The sequence below is a fragment of the Bacteroides faecalis genome (genome assembly GCF_003865075.1).
GTDB lineage: Bacteria > Bacteroidota > Bacteroidia > Bacteroidales > Bacteroidaceae > Bacteroides > Bacteroides faecalis.
The window spans coordinates 67,531-86,559 of the sequence record NZ_BHWB01000007.1 but is presented as its reverse complement, the minus strand read 5'-3'; the positions used below and the strand labels follow the sequence as shown (position 1 = coordinate 86,559).

Sequence of the window (19,029 nt, the reverse complement as noted above, 5' to 3'; positions counted from 1 at the left end):
AATTTAATTTCATCCGTTTACCGAACTTTGCTTCATCAATCGATTGAAAATAATAATGTTGAACTTAAAATTGAAGCAAAATGTATATAGACAACGAAAACTTCGAGAAGTGGATGGAGAAGCTATCCAAGAAACTCACCGAAATCGGACAAGACTTGAAATCTCTTATCAATACCGATACTGTATTTGATGAAAACGAAAGGCTGTTGGATAATCAAGATTTAGCCTTTCTGTTGAAAGCATCTTTCAGAACCCTACAACGCTATCGGGCAAAAGGTGTACTTCCCTACTTTACCATTGGACGGAAAACATATTATAGAGCCAGCGATATTCGGGCTTTTGTCCGTGAATATGCTGATTCTCAAACCTACAAACAGTTTGAAAAAGCCAATCAGTTAGCAAACCAGCCCTGATAGCAAAAAGTAGCAAAGGAAAGAAGCCTGTGTTCAGGCTATTCCTCTGTGCCACCACCCCGATTTAGCACAAACTGCCTCACCTATCGGTTCAGCCCGTTTCGCTAAATCGAGCAAGAGGGAACCGGACAAGTCCTGTTCTTCCCTCTTGCCCTGCGGGGCAAAGCCTTTGGCTTTAGCGTGTTACAAGAACACGCTGTAATGACACCTGTAATAAGTATTTTCTTTGAAATGCTTATTATCAGGTATTTATCTATTCAAATTTCTATAAAAAAGTAATTATCATGCCAAACAGCAGTCGAAAAACGATATTCACTACCATTTCCATAGACAAGGAAACGGCAGCTTTGGTAGAGAAGATATGCAAACGCTGTTCACTGAAAAAGAGTGAAGTTGTAAAGTTGGCGTTCGGGTATATAGATAAGGCGCATATCAACCCATCCGAAGCACCCGAATCCGTAAAATCAGAACTGGCGAAAATAAACAAACGACAGGACGACATTATCCGCTTCATCCGCCACTATGAAGAAGAACAGCTAAATCCCATGATACGGACTACAAATTCTATCGCTTTGCGTTTCGATACTATCGGCAAAACTTTGGAAACTCTTATTCTCTCTCAACTGGAAGCTAGTCAGGAAAGGCAAACAGCCGTACTCAAAAAATTGAGTGAACAGTTCTGCAATCATGCCGATGTGATAAACAGTCAGTCCAAACAAATTAACGCACTTTACCAAATACACCAGCGGGATTATAAAAAGTTGTTTCACTTAATACAACTCTATTCAGAACTTTCTGCTTGTGGGGTGATGGATAGTAAAAGAAAAGATAACCTAAAAGCAGCAATCAACAATCTGATAAATACCTAGGATTATGCACATAGACTTTGCCCCACCATCGAAGGGTACATATAATAATGCAGGCAGTAGCCGGCTGTTAGCCAATTATTTAGAACATGAGGATTTAGAACGAATGGAAAAGGGTATCTATACAGAAGGCTTTTTCAATCTGACAGATGATAACATCTATAAATCAATGGTTATAAAAGATATAGATAGTAATATCGGGCAACTCCTAAAAACGGATGCTAAGTTTTATGCTATTCATGTCAGTCCATCGGAAAAAGAACTCCGAGCGATGGGTAATACGGAACAGGAACAAGCCGAAGCAATGAAGCGATATATCCGTGAAGTGTTTATTCCTGAATATGCCAAGAACTTCAACAAAGAACTATCTGCATCGAATATAAAGTTCTATGGCAAAATTCATTTTGATCGCAATCGTTCAGATAATGAATTGAATATGCACTGTCATTTGATTATGAGCAGGAAAGACCAAACCAATAAAAAGAAGCTATCACCGCTTACCAATCATAAAAATAGCAAGAACGGGATAATCAAAGGAGGTTTTGATCGGGTGAATCTAATTAAACAAGTGGAACAGAGATTTGATAAACTGTTCGGCTACGAAAGACAGTTAACCGAATCTTTTGAGTATAACAACACGATGAAGAACGGCAGCATTGCCGAGCAACTTAAAATGCAGCAAGGACAGATTGCAAATACGGAGATACAACCAATTAATCAGCAAAATGTTGGGACAGCGATACAGCCGGATATACAAACGCTACAACAGGCTGATAATATGCAGATTAATATTAATGTACCAGATTTAGTATTATCTTCTTTGTTGGGCTTGCCCACTCCTCAGCCAAACAACAGCAATGAAGAACAACAAATCCCGATGAAAAGAAAAAAGAAGAAGTCTAAGCGAGGATTCAGGCGATAGCCCTGTTGTTACCGAAGTTATTTCTTGTACCTATGTCAGTTATTCCCCACTCATGCTTCCTTGTCCGTTTAGAGGGCGAAAACTCATGGAAAAAACGCCTAATACCATGAGGTTACAGAACGAAGTAAAAGAAAGTAAATCTATAATTAGTGTTCATCAGCAGTTTTGCTAGACTATTAAAAAATATTTTAGATGTAATTATGGCTGTTTTTCAAATATTTACTAATTTTACAAGCAAGAAGGGAATCACTTTAGGACAAAATTTTCCTTTTTCTGCATTAAGTCAGTTTTCCTAATGCAATGTAATAATAATGTAAAGTTAAAATGATAACAAATGAGTAGATTACAAACCATAGAAAATGCCCTTGCAAGTATAAACGAAACTGTTTTTCAAGAATTATGCGATAGCTTTTTAATTCTTAAAAACGAGAATTATCGTGCTTTTTCGAGAGTTGGAAGTCAGAGCGGAAAACAAAAAACAATAAAAGGAACACCTGACACTTTTTTGTTGTTGCCTAATGGTAAATATGTATTTGTAGAATACTCAACCAATATTACAAAAGGTGTATCAAAATTGCGAGAAGATATAGAAAAATGTCTTGATACTACAAAAACAAAAATTCCGATAAATCAGATTGTAGAAATAATACTTTGTATAAACTTCAACTTAAATGTAGATGAAATTCAATCTTTGAAAAATTTACTGGGAAAGACTAAAATTGCATTAACAATTTATACACTTGATTCTCTATCACTAGAACTACATTTACAGCATAGAGATATAGTTCACAAGTATCTAGGATTACCTTTGGATACAGGACAAATTGTTTCTATTAGAACTTTTGTTGATGAATACAATAAAGCATCTAAAGGTATAGCAACACCTTTGAATAATACGTTTCTGCACAGAGAGGAAGAATTGGAGAACATTAAACAAGTAATCAAACAAAAAGATTTTTTAATAATTACTGGTATTGCAGGAGTTGGAAAAACTAAAATAGCTATTGAAGCAATTAATAGTTTTTTAGCGGAAAACTTATCTTATAATGCTTTTTGTCTTTCGTATAAAAATTGTGAATTGTTAAGTGATTTATATCAACATTTTGATGACAAGAAAGATTATATACTTTTCGTTGATGATGCTAACAGAATAGATGCTTTTAATCAAATTACCGGTTTTTACAAGTCGCAACGGCAGGGGAATTTGAAGATTGTTATTACTGCAAGAGACTATGCTTTGCCAATTGTTGAAAGTTATTGTTTTGGATTTGCACCTGTCAAATACACTTTAAAAAAGTTCTCAGACGAACAAATTACTGATATTATTAAGGCAGAGCCTTTTAATATCTCAAATTGGCAGTTTCATAAAGAAATTATTCGTATCGCAGATGGTAATCCTCGACTTGCAATTATGACAGCATTGCTTGCAAAACAGGAGCAAAATATTTATGCTTTAGCAGACGTATCCGATTTATTTGAAAAATATTTCTCAACATTTATAAATGATGATGGAGAGTTCTCCAATCAGTTTAATATCAAATGCTTGGGGATTATTGCTTTTTTCAATGCAGTGCCTTATAAAGACAAAAATACAATTGAACTAATTTTACTAAATTTCCATATTGATTATTCATCATTCATTGATGCAATAGAAAAATTAGACAGATTGGAACTAGTGGAAATTCGATATGATTATGTGAAAATTCCCGAACAAAATCTAGCAATTTTCTTTTTCTATAAAGCATTTATAAAAGATAATTTGCTTTCATTTGAAACACTTTTAAAGAAGTATTTTAATGAAAATAAAAATCGGTTTAAAGATTGTGTTATTCCTGCAAACAATACATTCGGTTTTGAAAATGTGATGCAAAAACTTCAACCTATTCTTCGAAACTATTTAAAATCAATTGAAAATAAAGAAGAAAGAGCATTTGAATTTTTAGAAACATTTTGGTTTTATCTGCAAGAAGAAACATTGTTGTATGTTTACAATGAAATAAACCAACTGCCTTTACCTCGTGGCATTAATTATGAAGTAAAATATGAAACAAACGATTTTGCTTATAGTCAAAATTCTGTTATTGAATTACTTGGTAACTTTTTTCGATTTCAAAATAAGCTCAAAGATGCTATTGAATTGACTTTTGAGTTTATCAGAAAGAAACCAGAACACCTGCCCGAACTAATACATAAAATAAGAGAAGTATTAACTTTTGACTGGACAGATGAACGCTTTGGTTTTGAAAGGCAAAACATACTTTTTCAAATTTTAATTGAAGGTTTAGCAAAAAAGGATGTTTTGTATTCAACAGCATTCTATGAATTGTCAAAAACATTTCTTGCTTTTAAATACCAACAAACAAAAAGCGAAAGACATTATGCAATATCTTTTTATCAGTATCCCATTCCCAATAACCAATGGATTAGGTTATTTCGAAAGAATATTTGGAATAATGTAAATGACTACTTTAGCGTATTTCCTGAGGAATCTCTCGGATTATTACAGAGTTATGCAAATGTTAGCCCTGATGTTATAAAAGAGATAATGGAATATGACATTCAATTCTTAATACCTATTATTGAAAATTATTTAATCCCTGACTCATTTGTACATTGTCATTACGTTCAAGAACAGATTAGATGGTGCAAAAGAAACGGAATAGAACATTCTGAATTTGTTTCTTTATCTCAAAAATTCACAAACCCAACTTATGAAAAGTATCTTATTTTAGATTGGGATAGATTCAGAGACAAGGAAAGCTATGATTTTGAAAATCACCAAGAATATGAAAAATTGAAAGAAGAAGAGATTAGGAAATCTTTTATTTTCAATGACATTAAAGAAATTGAATTATTTTACAACACTTTTATTTACTTAAAAAGCATTGCAAAAAATGATTGGGGCTATAATAATTCATTTGATTTAATTGTTGATGAAAATTGTTCGAGAAATTTCGAATTAGGTTGTCAGTTTTTGACCGAAGTGATAAATGCAGATAATCAGACTGGTTATGTGCCAAGAACTATCTTCAAGAATCAACTAACAACACAAGAAAAATCTCAATATATTTGGAACATTATACAAGGAAACGATTTTAAGTATAGATATTCTTGGGAGTTATCTTTTTATGACAACTTGGCAGATAATTTAATTAATGAGAAATATATTGAACAAATTAAAGACACTATAAAAAGATTGCCGGATAAAGCTTCAATATGGTTTGGAGGGTTAAAGCGATACTTAAGTATTGAACCAAATTTATTTGTAGAATTATTACAAATAATCATTGATAAAAACGAAAAACAAAACGAAACAATTTTTGTACAATTCAATATTATAGAAGACTACTTTGAGGAATTAGGAAATGACATTGATTTAATAAAGAAACTCTACTTGCAACAAGATTCAATAGACAATCATTTTGATCTAACTAGAAAAGGATTTTCTAAGATTATACAACGAGATGAAAATTTTCTTATAGAGTATCTTGATAATTTGTATTTAAAAAATGAAAATCAACATTATTTGCATGAAGACAGATATTTAAATGTCATTTGGGAATCCACTAAAATCGAGCCAATACTGAAAAATATTTTTGATTTTCACGATAAAAAAGAAGTATATTTAGGAATTGGCGAGCATTTCTACAATTCTTTTTTTTGGAATTTGTCACAAGAAGCAAGTATACGTGCCAAAAACTTCCTGTTGAATTATTGCAAAGAGAATTATGACAGTTATAAAAAAATGAATCTTATTGTAGATATAGCAAGACACTCAATGAAAGAGTTATTCGAAGATGTGTTATTGCTGTTTATATCATTAACACAAGAAATTGATTTATTTTCTAAAATATGGTGGCGAGGAAATGGCGGAACAGTTGTTTGCGGTGATGTCAATCTCGGCGATTTAGAGGCTTCTGATTGGCGGAATATTCTTTCTATTGTGGAAAAATCAGATTTGGGAATAAAACTAATACCAATAAAAAAGTATCTTAATTCTCAAATTGAAAACGCATTAAGATATGCAGATTGGGAAAGAAAGAGAAAATTCATTGAAGATGATTAAGTTTAGAATTATAGATTTTGTAAATCAGAAGAAAAGGTTTATCTTTGTTTCTAATATTCTCCATGAGCAAACTACCGCAAAAGCATATAGTAAATTAGTGGGATAATTCATGGGATATGCTTGAAGCTAAAAATATAAAGTTTTAAATATCAGCATGGTAACTTCCACAGGAGAATCCCAGGCGGATCACTGAAAAATCAAGCAGTTGTCTAATTCAGATAGCTGCTTTTTTCGTTTAAAACACTACATTTTTACACTTGTCCATAATATTGTAAGCATCCGATAAAGTACACATTGTAGACCTAAAAACTCTTCTATTACTTTGCGTTCAAAAACGTAGTTATGAAACGATCAATGAGTAAAGAAGAGTTTTTAGCGCTATATCAGCGCCAACAGTCCAGCGGACTAACCATAAAGGATTTCTGTGATAATGAATCGTATCCTGCTTCCTGTTTTCATTATTGGAAGAAGAAATATGGATTGAGTCACCCATATACCAAACACACCGAACCTACAGGTGATTCGTTTATCCCTCTTAATATTAATCATACTCCTGCCATTCCCACTTCATCATGTGGTGACAGGCATGTAACCATAGAACTTCCATCCGACATAAAGATCCACCTCAACATCCTAAGTAATCCGGAGATTATTTATGGCCTGATCAGTAAATTATGTAGCCATGTTCTGCCTGAATGATACGATGCGCTACTTCCTGTGTCCCGGGAAGACAGATATGCGCAAAGGAATAAATTCCCTTTGTGGGCTTGTTCATGATAAAATGGGATATGACGTTCGACTTGGCGATGTGTTTATCTTTGTCAACCGAAGCAGAACAACCATGAAACTTCTGCATGCCGAAGACGGAGGTATGGTTTTATACATAAAACGCCTTGAGGAAGGTACCTTCAGACTTCCTTCCTATGATAGTGAAAGCCGTTCCTATCCCATGGAATGGCGTGATTTAGTACTGATGGTGGAAGGCATAACCGATAATCCGAGTGATAGACTCAAACGTCTTAAAGCCGGTCGAAAAGAAGGATTTTATTGATTAAAAAGAGCTTCCTAAACTTGTATAGCTGTACGATTTTCAGTATCTTTACATTATAATAAGATACTAAAAAGAATGATTCATACAGATACGATGGAACTAATAATCAAGAATCAACAGGAGCAAATAAAAGGGCTTCTGGAGACAAATCGTACCCTTGTAGAATCAAATCAGAAACTTATGGAACAGACGGGAGAACTGCAGCAAAAAGTACAGGAACTCCTGTCGCAAGTAGCCTGGTTAAACAGACAGCTTTTCGGCAGAAAGAGTGAAAAGCTGGCATCCTTGGATCCCAACCAGCTTGCCTTGTTTGATACCTTGGCTAATCCCAGGCAAGAGGAAACGGATCTTGTGGAGACTGGCGTAGGCACTAGGACATGTAAACCGGACGGAAAGAAAAAAGAATCCCGCCGTAATCGGGAACTGTTAGAGGGGCTGCCCGTTGTGGAAGTCATTGTCGAACCTGATAATGTGGATCTGAATCGATATCGTCGTATAGGTGAAGAGCGCACACGTACGCTTGAATTTGAACCGGGAAAGCTATATGTCAAAGAGACAGTACGTCCCAAATACGGACTCAAAAATAATTTAAGTCTTCCCAAAGAGGGTGAAAGCGGTGTCATAATAGCACCGCTTCCACCTTCCCCTATATACAAATGTCTGGCAGGACCTTCCTTGCTAGCCGAAATACTTCTGCAGAAATATGAATATCATGTTCCCTTTTATCGTCAGGTAAAGGAATACAGACATTTGGGTGTACGACTGCCGGAAAGTACTTTAAGCGGGTGGTTTAAGCCGGTATGTGAGTTATTAAGTCCTCTTTATTCGGAATTAGTAAAGCTCGTAACGGGCAGCGGATATGTTCAGGTCGACGAAACCACAGTACGGGTCATCAACAAAGGAAAGGGAAAAACCGATAAGGAGTATTTATGGATGGTCAGGGCAGTTATGGAAAAACAGGTCATCTTCCATTATGATGACGGTTCCCGATCCGGACAGACAATCAGAAATTTATTAAAGGACTTCAAAGGATATCTTCAAAGTGACGGATACAGTGCCTACAATGCGTTTGATGGCACTAAGGACGTGTGCCTTATTGCCTGTCTGGCCCATATCAGAAGACATATGGAGCTGGCACTGGATGAAAATAGATCACTTGCTGAATATGCTCTTAAACAAATACAGGAACTATATCATATTGAGCAGATAGCAGATGCCCGGAAACTCGATGCGCAGGGACGATGTGCACTCCGCCAGCGTTTGGCAACTCCCATACTTGACTCCTTTGAAAAATGGGTGGAACAGACTTATGGCAAAGTACCACCAAGAAGTCGCATGGGACAAGCTATTACCTATACTTATCCTCTTTGGCCAAGAATGAAGAATTACCTGAAAGATGGAAATCTGAAAATCGATAATAATCTGGCGGAAAATGCGATTAGACCACTTACTTTGTCCAGAAAGAACTTCCTCTTTTGTGGTAACCACGAGGCTGCTGAAAATACAGCAATCATATGCTCACTATTAGCTACCTGTAAAGCACAGGAAATTAACCCAAGGGAATGGCTGAATGATGTCATAGCCAAACTTCCATACTATCTGGAAAAGGACTCCGGGAAAAATGTTCGTGAACTTCTTCCGGATGTTTGGAAGTTAGAGAAATCCAACACGAATCCAATTGGAGTTTAAATATTTATGTTGAAGAATAAAAAAAACTCGATATTAGCTTTTGACTAAAGTTGATATCGAGTTTTCTATTTTATGAAAATACAATGTGTACTTTATCGGATGCTTACATAATATTTCTCAAGATAGCTTATCCTTTATTTGGAAGAAAAAGTCGTTATCCCTGATGAGTATTTCCACCTTCACTTTATTCCAAAAGCTTCTTTCCCGAGATTGAAATACAAAATTTCCTTATACGTGGAAAAGCGGTTTATTTGCGTATCAAAGTCGACGTTGGGAAGCTCCTACAACACAGACCTATATTCGTGATTGGACTTTAGTAGCCTCCGGCACTCACATCACAGCAGAGTTCGAAGCTTTTTTAAAAGAATTACTTAGACAATCATGCCGTTAGCTGCCAAAGCATAACTAAACATTATTGTATGGATGGCAAACAGCTTCAGAGTCAACATAAAGAACATTTAAGTGATTATAAAGACTGAGAGCAAAAAACATGCGGAAGACTATATTCTTTATCCCCAAAATGTCGGTTACCGTCTTTGTATAGACAGCCCTGTAAACTGCACTCTAAATTTCTATCATAACTACAAATATAATCTTATATACCCTGTATTAATTCTTTTTCCTTTTTAGAAAGAGATTTATAGACAATATCGTAAGACTGTTGTACAAGTCCTTTAATTGTGCGATCCGGAACATCTTGATTAAAGTAAACACTTATCCAGTGATGCTTATTCATATGCCATCCCGGTTTTATACCCATATAGGAAGCTTGAAGTTCTAAATTTCTATTCGGTGCACATTTCAAACAACAAAAATCGAATATTTCAATATTTACAAAACAAAACCATTTACTCCCGATATAAAAACAAAGAACATCACGACTGTATTTATCCGAAACATCCGAAAAAGGCATCTTTTCCTGTACCCCTTTAAAAGACTGGCAATAATCTCTAAATTCTTCTATATTCATCATTCCAAGTTCTAAAATTCCGTATTTACATCTATTTTCCCGAAAGCCTTTTATAAATCACGCTTCATTAAAAACATCCGAATACTGCAAATGTACATGATAATTTTCACAATCTCGTCTTGCAAACTACAATATTTATTAAAGTAAATAGGTAAGTAACATTAGTGGAAGTTACTTCAATATGATTTCTTCTTTCAATTACAAAAAGGTAACAAATCAATACATTTTACATAGACAACAATTAAATATAACAAATTGATAGAAAGACACTTTAGATTAAAATTAATAGTAAAATAGTTGGAAATGCAAATCTTTTTTGTTAGTTTGTATTTCAGCAAATAGCGGTAGTCTGTAAGAACCAACGAATTTGTAACTTTAAATAAAATACATTATGGAAAAGGTAAAACTATTAAGTTTGTGTTTTTTATTGGCTGGAGGTATATTCTCGTGTACATCCAAGGATAAAAACAATGCGGCTACCGCTAATAACAGTAGTGAAAACACACTCACCTTGTGTGATTACAGTAAAGTGACTGACACAATTGATGTACCTCTGAGTGAATGGGTAGAAGACTGTCAGCTTGTTCATTTCGACAACAGTGAATCCGCATTATTTAAATACTGGTGGCCAACAATTACCGATCACTATATCGGTATCCGTCAGCATGGAGGAGTCTACAAACTGTTTGACCGAGAAGGTAAATATCTATATGACATCGGAAAAATAGGACAGGGCCCGGGTGAGTATAGTGGCTCTCTCTACAGTGAAGTAATTGACGAAGCAGGTAAAGCTATTTACTTGGCACCTTTCTCTAACAGTTCTAAGTTGTATAAGTATAATATAGACGGTACTTTTGAGAAAACAATTGATCTTAAAAGTGACCTAAACAAACCTAAGATTGCATTAAATAGTGATGGAGGTATTTCTTTAGTCAATCTTTGCTTTGATAAAGAAGGAATATTTTCAGCAGTTATTGATGCCAACGACCAAGTAACTACATATCTTGGAAAAGCGGGAGATATAACCAACCCATTGGACAAAAAAGGTAATTTCTCAGGTTTTAACAATGAAATCTGGTCATATGGAAATACCTCAGACTTAACTTATATGATTACTGGTAATGATACTTTATATGTATATGATGCGCAAGCCGGAGCTTCCAAGCCCCTATTTGCATTAAGTAATCTGCCTGAAAAAGAGGATTTCTTCAAAATCTATTTTGATCTTCCACAAAAATATATTATAAATCTTGGAAGAAAAGGTGCGATTGCGGTAGATAAAAAGACACAAGATACACATTATATCCGACTGAAAAACGACAAATTTGGAGGAATAGGTGCTCCCCTTTGTTTCACAAACGGTTATTTCTTTGCAATGTACGAACCTATCCACTTAATGAATGCTATTGAAAAACGTTTATCGGAAAGCAGTTGCACGGAAAATGATAAAAAAGTATTGAAAGAATTATTAGGTTCTCTGAACGAAGATGATAACAATGTAATGTTTGTAGGCAAGTTGAAAAAATAAAAATTCTTTTTTATTTGTAGATATCCCGTTCCGCCTGCCATAATTAATAGACGGAACGGGATTTTTATAATCATTCGACATATATCACCTCATTACAAACAATACCCTTTAATGGATTTTTCATTGACAAATCTGTCGCCATCTTACTTTTTTGCTTTACTTTGCAACATTATCAATCGTTAATAAATTGAATGGATATGAAGTTGAAGTTCGCTAAAAGGATGTCTTATATAAAAGCTTCAGAAATAAGAGAGATACTTAAGGTCACAGAACAAGAAGATGTAATTTCATTTGCAGATGGTTTACCGGCCCTTGAGCTTTTCCCTATTGAAGAAATTAATGAAATAAATCAGATTGTTTTAAAAGAAGCGGGAACAAAAGCACTTCAATACAGACTACGGAAGGGTATGCTCCTCTGAGAGAATGGATTGCCAATCGAATGAATGAACGTTTGGGCACTACATTTAATAAAGATAATATTTTGGTTACTCACGGTTCGCAACAGGGATTAGACCTGTCTGGAAAGGTGTTTTTGGACGATGGAGATATTGTTCCGTGCGAAAGCCCAACATATCTTGCAGCAATCAGCGCATTTAAATCATATGGATGTAGTTTTATTGAAATTCCTACTGACGAGAATGGTATGAATATGGAAGCTTTGGAAGAAGTTCTAAATAGTACTGAAAACGTAAAACTGATCTATGTAATTCCCACCTTCCAAAATCCGACTGGGAAAACATGGAATCTGGAAAGACCTAAGAAACTGACTGAATTATCTGCAAAATATAATGTTGCGGTAGTAGAAGACAATCCATATAATGAATTCAGATTTGAAAGAGAAACTTTGCCGTCAATTAAATCTTTTGATACTGCAGGTAATATTTTGTGTACAGGCAGTTTTTTAATATTCTGTCCAGGTTTCCAAATTGGCTGGATCACCGGAGATAAAGATATTATCCGTAAGTATGTTCTAGTTAAACAGGGAACGGATTTACAATGTAATACAATAGCTCAAATGACTATTGCCGAATATTTGAAACGATACGATATTGATAAGCATATTAGGAAAATAGTCAAAGTGTACAAAAAGCGTAGAGATATTACTATTAAGTGTATGGAACATTATTTCCCCGACAATATAGAATTCACCCGTCCTGAAGGTGGATTATTTACTTGGATAGAACTTCCCGAAGAAATTTCAGCACGGGAGATTTTAAGTAAATGCCTTGAAAGAAAGATTACATTTGTTCCATGTGGTTCTTTTTTCCCTAATAGAAATAGAGAAAACACATTCAGAATAAATTATTCTAATATGCCGGAAGATAGAATAGATTTAGGGAATTGTGACTGGAATATTTATGGTAGATTTTATTATTTCTCCGGATTTATTGGTTATCTGCTCCTCGCCTATTATCTGGTAAAATACCCATTAAACTGGAGTTGAAAAAAACTTGGTTAATCACAATCCCAATATTTATGATTAGATATCTCATCACCTCCTGTGGTCATGTACTCACTCAGAATTATTTTTCGGGAAACTATGCTTATCTGGAGATTGTATGAATGTATATATGATGACTCTCCCTCTCTTTGTAATCATACAGGAAATTAACCGTCATTAACCTAGCTTTCACATATGGCAAGCCTATCTTTTGGCATTTTTTATGCCATTACACATTCTGATCTATCACCTATGATCTTTTTCAATATTTCGACGCTCCTTATATCATCCGTATTCTCGGTATGGCATGTATAACCTTTGCCGTATGCTATCTAATCGTATGGATCATGTCTTTATCTAAATTTACCAATCGGTTTATAAAATAACAACCAACAAAAAAACAACATAATATTTCTAAAGCGGGCATCTAATAATCAATTGCAAATGATTATATAGATACTCGTTTCTTTATAAAGTTAAGTTAGGACAAACAAATTCCCATCTCATATAAATATAAAGAGCTGCATTCGTTTCACCTTTCATACTAATTCCGTATATTTGCCAACATACAAGGAATGATATATCTATATTCGTTTCGAGTAAAACATTAAACAAACCATAATCGGGGGAAAAAACTAAATAGGACTATAAACCAAAACTTAAAAACATGAGAACTAAACATTTATTCGGGATATTCCTGTTACTTCTCTGCACTATCAACTTTGCAGGTTGTAGCGATGATGATCAATCACCTATCACGCTTGCATACGAAGATCCACATATTATTTTCAACAACGAAGATTGTTCTATAACCTTAACACCCTTCAGTGGAGAAACTACAGCTCTATATATTAAAGGTGGTGACGGCAATTATACAGTGACCAATAGTAATAAAGAAGCTATCCAAGCCAACTTTGATGGTGAAAAAATAACCTTCAAGCCTGTTGGATTAGGAATTGCATCGATAAAAATTGAAGATAAATCTAACAATGTATACATATTAACTATTACAGTAAAATACAGGGAAGAGAATAATACTGTCTATCAAAGAATATATATCATTCAAGGAAATAACTTAACGGTAGGCGATAAGACCAAACTAGAAAAGGAAATGGAACAGTCTGATACGGAAAAAGGATATATATTTACCTATAAAGAACCTGCTGAAGTTGGAGGAATAATACGGATATATTATCAGAATGATCAGCAAAAAGAAGCAGATTTTGAGAAAGAATATATTATTTTAGATGAAGAAAATGCTATCACCATTGCAGGAAATACCAAACTTCGTGATTATTGGCGTGTAACAGTCAAAGATGATAATAGTGTTTTCTATATTACACGAGATTTCTTCTCACTCATTGGACAACGGAGTGCAAGAGCCAACTTTACTCCTGCCCCAACCTATTGCTATATCAAAGATGTAACAAAAGAATACATAACTCAATATCCGGCTCTAGAACACGCATATATCATACAGGAAGTTGTTGGAAAAAGGCAATAAATAACTTTATTAAGCGGAAGAGTAGCTAATTCAGACAAATATTAGTAATGTTATCAACAGATCAATATTTTCAAGTTGTTTATAAATAGTAACTAAAAATACATAGACCACTATTAAACAATTAATTAACCTGTTGATAACATTGTTTATTATCTATCACTTTCCTATCATATCAAAAGTAAATTATACCATTCTCAGCATTATATCTGTTCAATCACTTTCATTATTTTAATAAAGGTAAGCGATTTAACATATTCCTAAAATTTAATGGCAATACGTGGCATTGGCTCTGCAATAGTAAGTCCAACCAAATCGTATGTTTCAGCAATCTCGTTAATAGCTCTCACTACTTCTTTCATTTTCGTTCCATTTGGTCCCCCCACTCCCGCTATAATTTCAGCAGGGGCCAATACATCCAGATCAAAATGAATAACGACTTTAGACACACCAGTATTTTTCAACCATTCCAATATTATTGAGCTATTATCGGCAACTTCCGCTGATGACACCCCCACAATGCCTAATTCCTTTTGACGTTCTTTCATCCCTTCATCACAAACTATCAACGCTTTCGAAGCCATTGCATGATAACCTTTATATTCATTGTATGACAAATCCAAATCAGGATATGCGTCAATCCAAACAATAGCAACATCATCTTATAATAGTTATATTTTTATAATCAACAATATCAGTTTTGAAGGTTCCAAAAGTAAATCCTCTCCCCTGAACTTTCCATCCTTACGGAACGTTATAACTATGTAACTTAAAACATTGCAGTTATGGAAAAATATTTAATACACAGTAACGAACTACATCTGATAGAAACTGAAAAAATCCATCAGGCAGTAGAAAAAATGGTAGAATCACTTGATATGGCCGCAGGATCAACCAGTAATTTTGATCTCTATCAAGTCGTGGAAAAGTACTTTACGGATCTGGAAAAGAGAAAGAAGATTAATCACCTACTAGGGATTAAAGAAGACAAGTATGAATTGGTTGAAGATTTCGGCATACAATAAAAGCTTGAATAACGAATCACACCAGACATAACATTTATATCAAAAATCACCACAGATTACACATTCATACAGATAAAATTCAAAACATTTGATTATTATATTTCCTATTCTTTGAATATTTGCGTAATCTGTGGTGAAAGCTTTTTGTTATACTTTATAAGTTTGCCAACTTCAATAAAGTTTATCAGTTACCCTTATGTACCGTAAGTTGCGGGAATGGGAAATCGATACCTTTCTCATTGAAAGTCTCGTAAATCGTCTTGTTGATATCAAAATAAACTCCCCAATAATCTTCGCTTTTTACCCATACGCGAGCTACTACATTCACACTGCTATCACTCAGTGCATGAAGAGCAACAAACGGAGCAGGATCAGCCAAGATACGTTTATCAGCTGTTAGAATATCGCTTACAATTCGTTCCACTTTTTCATAATCCTCACCGTAATCAATACCTACGATCCATTCTACACGACGAGTTGTCTGATTACTATAATTAGTCACTACTCCGCTACTCATAGCTCCATTCGGAACATAAATTACTTTATTATCTGCGGTAGTTAAAATAGTATGGAAGATCTGAATCTCTCTCACTGTACCGATTACATTCTGACTTTCAATCAGATCACCAACCTTATAAGGTTTAAACAATAAGACAATCAATCCTCCGGCAAAGTTCTGTAAGTTACCAGACAAAGCCATACCGACAGCGACACCGGCAGACGCCAGCAAAGCTGCAAATGAAGTGGTTTCGACTCCTAATGCACCAACAACAGAAATAATCAATAAGATGGTCAGCAGAATATTCACCAGACTTCTAACGAAGGTCTTGATACTTATATCAACTTTTCTCTTCTCCATCAACCGCGCAACAAATTTGTTGAGCAACGAGATAAGGAAACGACCTACAATAAAAACAACGACCGCAATTAAAATACGTTCACCGGCACGTATTCCAAAGTCAATCAGTTGTTGGGTAATAAGCGACAGTTTGTCCAATCCGTCTGCATCAGCAATCGCTTGTTTCATTAATTCATCAGCAGCTACCTGTGTAGAGTCTGCCGCCAAAGTTGCTTGAAATAATAACATAACCTACATAAATTAAAATAAATACTTGTTCATTTACATCTTTCAACAAATTACAAAGTTACATTGTTTGTATCAAATTTAAAAGTTATTTTTGTTTTACTCCTGCAAAAGCTGTAATTTCGCAGTCGATTCACCGAAGAGGGGGTGCCTTAATATGACGGGCTGAGAACATACCCATAGAATCTGAACCGGGTAATGCCGGCGTAGAGAATTAATAAATAAGCGCAATGAAAAAAATGATTATGATGACCACTGCCTTCTTAGGCACAGGCATCGCTGTCCATGCACAAACGAGTGTGACTTCAGACAGTCTGAAAGTAATAAATCTGCAAGAAGTGCAGGTGGTATCTACACGTGCCACCTCAAAAATTCCTGTAGCTTTTACCAATATCGGTAAAGACGAACTAAAAAAAATAAACTTCGGACAAGATATTCCTTACTTGTTAAGTATGGCACCTTCTACTTTAACGACCTCAGATGCCGGAGCAGGTATTGGTTATACTACACTTCGTGTTCGTGGTACGGACGGTACGCGCATCAACATTACTGTAAACGGAATACCTATGAATGATGCCGAAAGCCATAACTTATTCTGGGTAAACATGCCGGACTTTTCTTCTTCCGTAAAAGACATACAAGTACAACGTGGAGCAGGAACATCCACCAATGGCGCAGGTGCTTTTGGTGCCAGTGTGAATATGCAAACTGAAGGTGCTTCCATGAAACCGTATGCAGAGTTCAACGGCTCTTATGGCTCGTTCAATACACATAAAGAAACTGTAAAAATAGGTACAGGATTACTAGACAATCATTGGACTTTCGACGCACGCCTCTCAAATATCGGTACGGACGGATACATTGACCGTGCCTCCGTTAATCTCAATTCATATTACCTGCAAGGAGGATATTTTGCCGGAAACACATCGATAAAGTTGATCACATTTGCCGGAAAAGAAAAAACATATCATGCCTGGGGATATGCCACTAAAGATGAGATGAAGGAATTCGGAAGACATTATAATCCTTGTGGAAAGTACACAGATAAGGATAAAACAGTTCATTATTATGACGATCAAACGGACAACTACCTACAAAAAAACTACCAACTACTTTTCAACCATACCGTCTCTAGTGCATGGAATCTGAATGTAGCCTTGCATTATACTAAAGGAGATGGTTATTATGAAGAGTATAAAGAAGACAGATCATACCTGGAATATGGTTTGAAACCTTTTATATATAATGAGAAAGAAGTAGAAGAAAGCGACCTTGTACGTCAGAAAAAAATGGATAATAAATTCGGTGGCGGAGTATTTTCTCTCAACTATGTAGCCAATCGTCTGATTGCTTCTTTCGGTGGTGGGTTCAGCCAATATCGGGGAAACAACTTCGGAAAGGTAACTTGGGTAGAAAATTATATAAGTGAACTTTCTCCAAATCATGAATACTACAGAAACAAATCGAAAAAAACGGATGGAAATATTTACCTGAAAGCCACTTATGATCTGATTAGCGGGTTGAGTGCTTATGCTGATTTACAATATCGCTATATTGATTATACGATTGACGGAACAAACGACAAATACGACTGGAACAAAAATACTCCTCAGTCGTTAATAGTAGATAAGAAATTCAAATTCTTTAACCCAAAAGTCGGATTAAACTGGAATATTACTCCCAATCATCGTGCTTATGCCTCTTTTTCTGTTGCACAGAAAGAACCAACACGAAACAACTATACAGAAGGTAATGCCGATTCTTATCCTAAAGCAGAAAAATTACTTGATTACGAAGTAGGATATAGTTTTTCAAATCCTTGGCTAACTGGAGGAGCCAACTTCTATTATATGGATTATACCGACCAACTTGTCCTGACTGGAGCATTAAATGAGATAGGCGAACCATTGACAGAAAACGTTCCGAACAGTTACCGAATGGGATTAGAGCTGATGCTAAGTATCAAACCATGTGAATGGCTTCAATGGGATATCAATGCTACATGGAGTAAGAATCGGATTAAGAATTTTATAGAAACCATTCCTATATACAACACGAAAGGGTATTTATCGGATGTTGTTAGTACTCAACATAAGAGTACCTGTATTGCATTTTCCCCCGATTTTTTGCTCAACAATCGTTTTTCGTTCCATTTCAAAGGATTCGAAGCAGCATTACAATCTCAATTTGTGGGAAAACAATATATGACGAATGCGGAAGTGGAAGCACTAACATTGGACAAATACTTTGTTAGTAACCTGAATCTTGCCTATACATTCAAACCAAAGAAATTAGTAAAAGACATTACTTTCGGAGTTACTATATATAATCTCTTCAATGAGGAATATGAGAACAACGGCTGGGCCTCCAGCTCTTACGAGAATGATGTGAATCATAGAATAGATGTTGCCGGTTATGCTGCACAAGCAGGAACCAATGTTATGGCAAATCTTTCCTTCCATTTTTAATTATA

The 19,029-nt window shown here is 35.1% G+C and carries 13 protein-coding genes, 2 pseudogenes and 1 riboswitch; of the genes and pseudogenes, 12 read left to right on the top strand and 3 right to left on the bottom strand.

What is annotated here, in order from left to right; translation table 11 throughout:
* Positions 1 to 80 precede the first annotated feature (80 nt).
* The 7 genes from EJF25_RS13125 to EJF25_RS13090 all read left to right on the top strand — a co-directional run bounded on the left by EJF25_RS13125 (position 81) and on the right by EJF25_RS13090 (position 9,007).
* Positions 81 to 413, top strand: a complete 333-nt coding sequence (locus EJF25_RS13125; RefSeq protein ID WP_005679707.1) for a helix-turn-helix domain-containing protein — start codon at positions 81 to 83, stop codon at positions 411 to 413.
* 284 nt (positions 414 to 697) lie between these two features.
* Complete coding sequence (locus EJF25_RS13115) at positions 698 to 1,282, top strand: BfmA/BtgA family mobilization protein (RefSeq protein WP_125041524.1); 585 nt, start codon at positions 698 to 700, stop codon at positions 1,280 to 1,282.
* 4 nt (positions 1,283 to 1,286) lie between these two features.
* Positions 1,287 to 2,201: a DUF5712 family protein gene (locus EJF25_RS13110; protein ID WP_125041523.1), complete on the top strand. Its 915-nt coding sequence runs from the start codon at positions 1,287 to 1,289 to the stop codon at positions 2,199 to 2,201.
* A gap of 334 nt (positions 2,202 to 2,535) precedes the next feature.
* Positions 2,536 to 6,267 (top strand): nSTAND3 domain-containing NTPase, encoded by a 3,732-nt coding sequence (locus tag EJF25_RS13105; protein WP_125041522.1) that lies wholly within the window; start codon positions 2,536 to 2,538, stop codon positions 6,265 to 6,267.
* 342 nt (positions 6,268 to 6,609) lie between these two features.
* Positions 6,610 to 6,966, top strand: coding sequence for an IS66 family insertion sequence element accessory protein TnpA (gene tnpA, locus EJF25_RS13100; RefSeq protein WP_125041521.1), 357 nt, complete (start codon positions 6,610 to 6,612; stop codon positions 6,964 to 6,966).
* A complete protein-coding gene (tnpB, locus tag EJF25_RS13095; RefSeq protein ID WP_005678154.1) occupies positions 6,950 to 7,318 on the top strand; it encodes an IS66 family insertion sequence element accessory protein TnpB in 369 nt (122 codons plus the stop codon). Before tnpA ends, tnpB begins: the two co-directional genes overlap by 17 nt.
* Positions 7,319 to 7,393: 75 nt before the next feature.
* Entirely contained in the window at positions 7,394 to 9,007 is a 1,614-nt protein-coding gene (locus EJF25_RS13090) for an IS66-like element ISBvu3 family transposase (protein WP_005678155.1), read from the top strand.
* 595 nt (positions 9,008 to 9,602) lie between these two features.
* Here EJF25_RS13090 and EJF25_RS13075 read toward each other — a convergent pair.
* Positions 9,603 to 9,977, bottom strand: a complete 375-nt coding sequence (locus tag EJF25_RS13075) for an MmcQ/YjbR family DNA-binding protein (RefSeq protein ID WP_125041656.1) — start codon at positions 9,975 to 9,977, stop codon at positions 9,603 to 9,605.
* 391 nt (positions 9,978 to 10,368) lie between these two features.
* Between EJF25_RS13075 and EJF25_RS13070 the strand changes: the two genes are divergently transcribed.
* The 3 genes and pseudogenes from EJF25_RS13070 to EJF25_RS13060 all read left to right on the top strand — a co-directional run bounded on the left by EJF25_RS13070 (position 10,369) and on the right by EJF25_RS13060 (position 14,450).
* Positions 10,369 to 11,505 (top strand): DUF4934 domain-containing protein, encoded by a 1,137-nt coding sequence (locus tag EJF25_RS13070; RefSeq protein WP_125041520.1) that lies wholly within the window; start codon positions 10,369 to 10,371, stop codon positions 11,503 to 11,505.
* Between the two features lie 197 nt (positions 11,506 to 11,702).
* Positions 11,703 to 12,949 (top strand): annotated as a pseudogene (locus tag EJF25_RS13065) (aminotransferase-like domain-containing protein).
* A gap of 664 nt (positions 12,950 to 13,613) precedes the next feature.
* A complete protein-coding gene (locus EJF25_RS13060; RefSeq protein ID WP_125041519.1) occupies positions 13,614 to 14,450 on the top strand; it encodes a hypothetical protein in 837 nt (278 codons plus the stop codon).
* 223 nt (positions 14,451 to 14,673) lie between these two features.
* Here the strand turns inward: EJF25_RS13060 and EJF25_RS13055 are convergent.
* A pseudogene (locus tag EJF25_RS13055) lies at positions 14,674 to 15,109 on the bottom strand (arginase family protein); the annotation flags it as partial.
* A 123-nt stretch (positions 15,110 to 15,232) separates the two neighbouring features.
* Here EJF25_RS13055 and EJF25_RS13050 point away from each other — a divergent pair.
* On the top strand, positions 15,233 to 15,472 hold the full coding sequence (locus EJF25_RS13050; protein ID WP_125041518.1) for a hypothetical protein: 240 nt from the start codon (positions 15,233 to 15,235) through the stop codon (positions 15,470 to 15,472).
* A 184-nt stretch (positions 15,473 to 15,656) separates the two neighbouring features.
* On the opposite strand, the gene EJF25_RS13045 is transcribed toward EJF25_RS13050, so the two are convergent.
* Positions 15,657 to 16,559 carry a mechanosensitive ion channel family protein gene (locus EJF25_RS13045; protein WP_125041517.1) on the bottom strand — a complete coding sequence of 301 codons (903 nt, stop codon included), beginning with the start codon at positions 16,557 to 16,559 and terminating at the stop codon, positions 15,657 to 15,659.
* Between the two features lie 130 nt (positions 16,560 to 16,689).
* Positions 16,690 to 16,786, top strand: a riboswitch (TPP riboswitch).
* On the opposite strand from EJF25_RS13045, the gene EJF25_RS13040 reads away from it, so the two are divergent.
* Positions 16,787 to 19,024, top strand: coding sequence for a TonB-dependent receptor (locus EJF25_RS13040; RefSeq protein WP_125041516.1), 2,238 nt, complete (start codon positions 16,787 to 16,789; stop codon positions 19,022 to 19,024).
* The last annotated feature ends 5 nt before the right edge of the window (positions 19,025 to 19,029 follow it).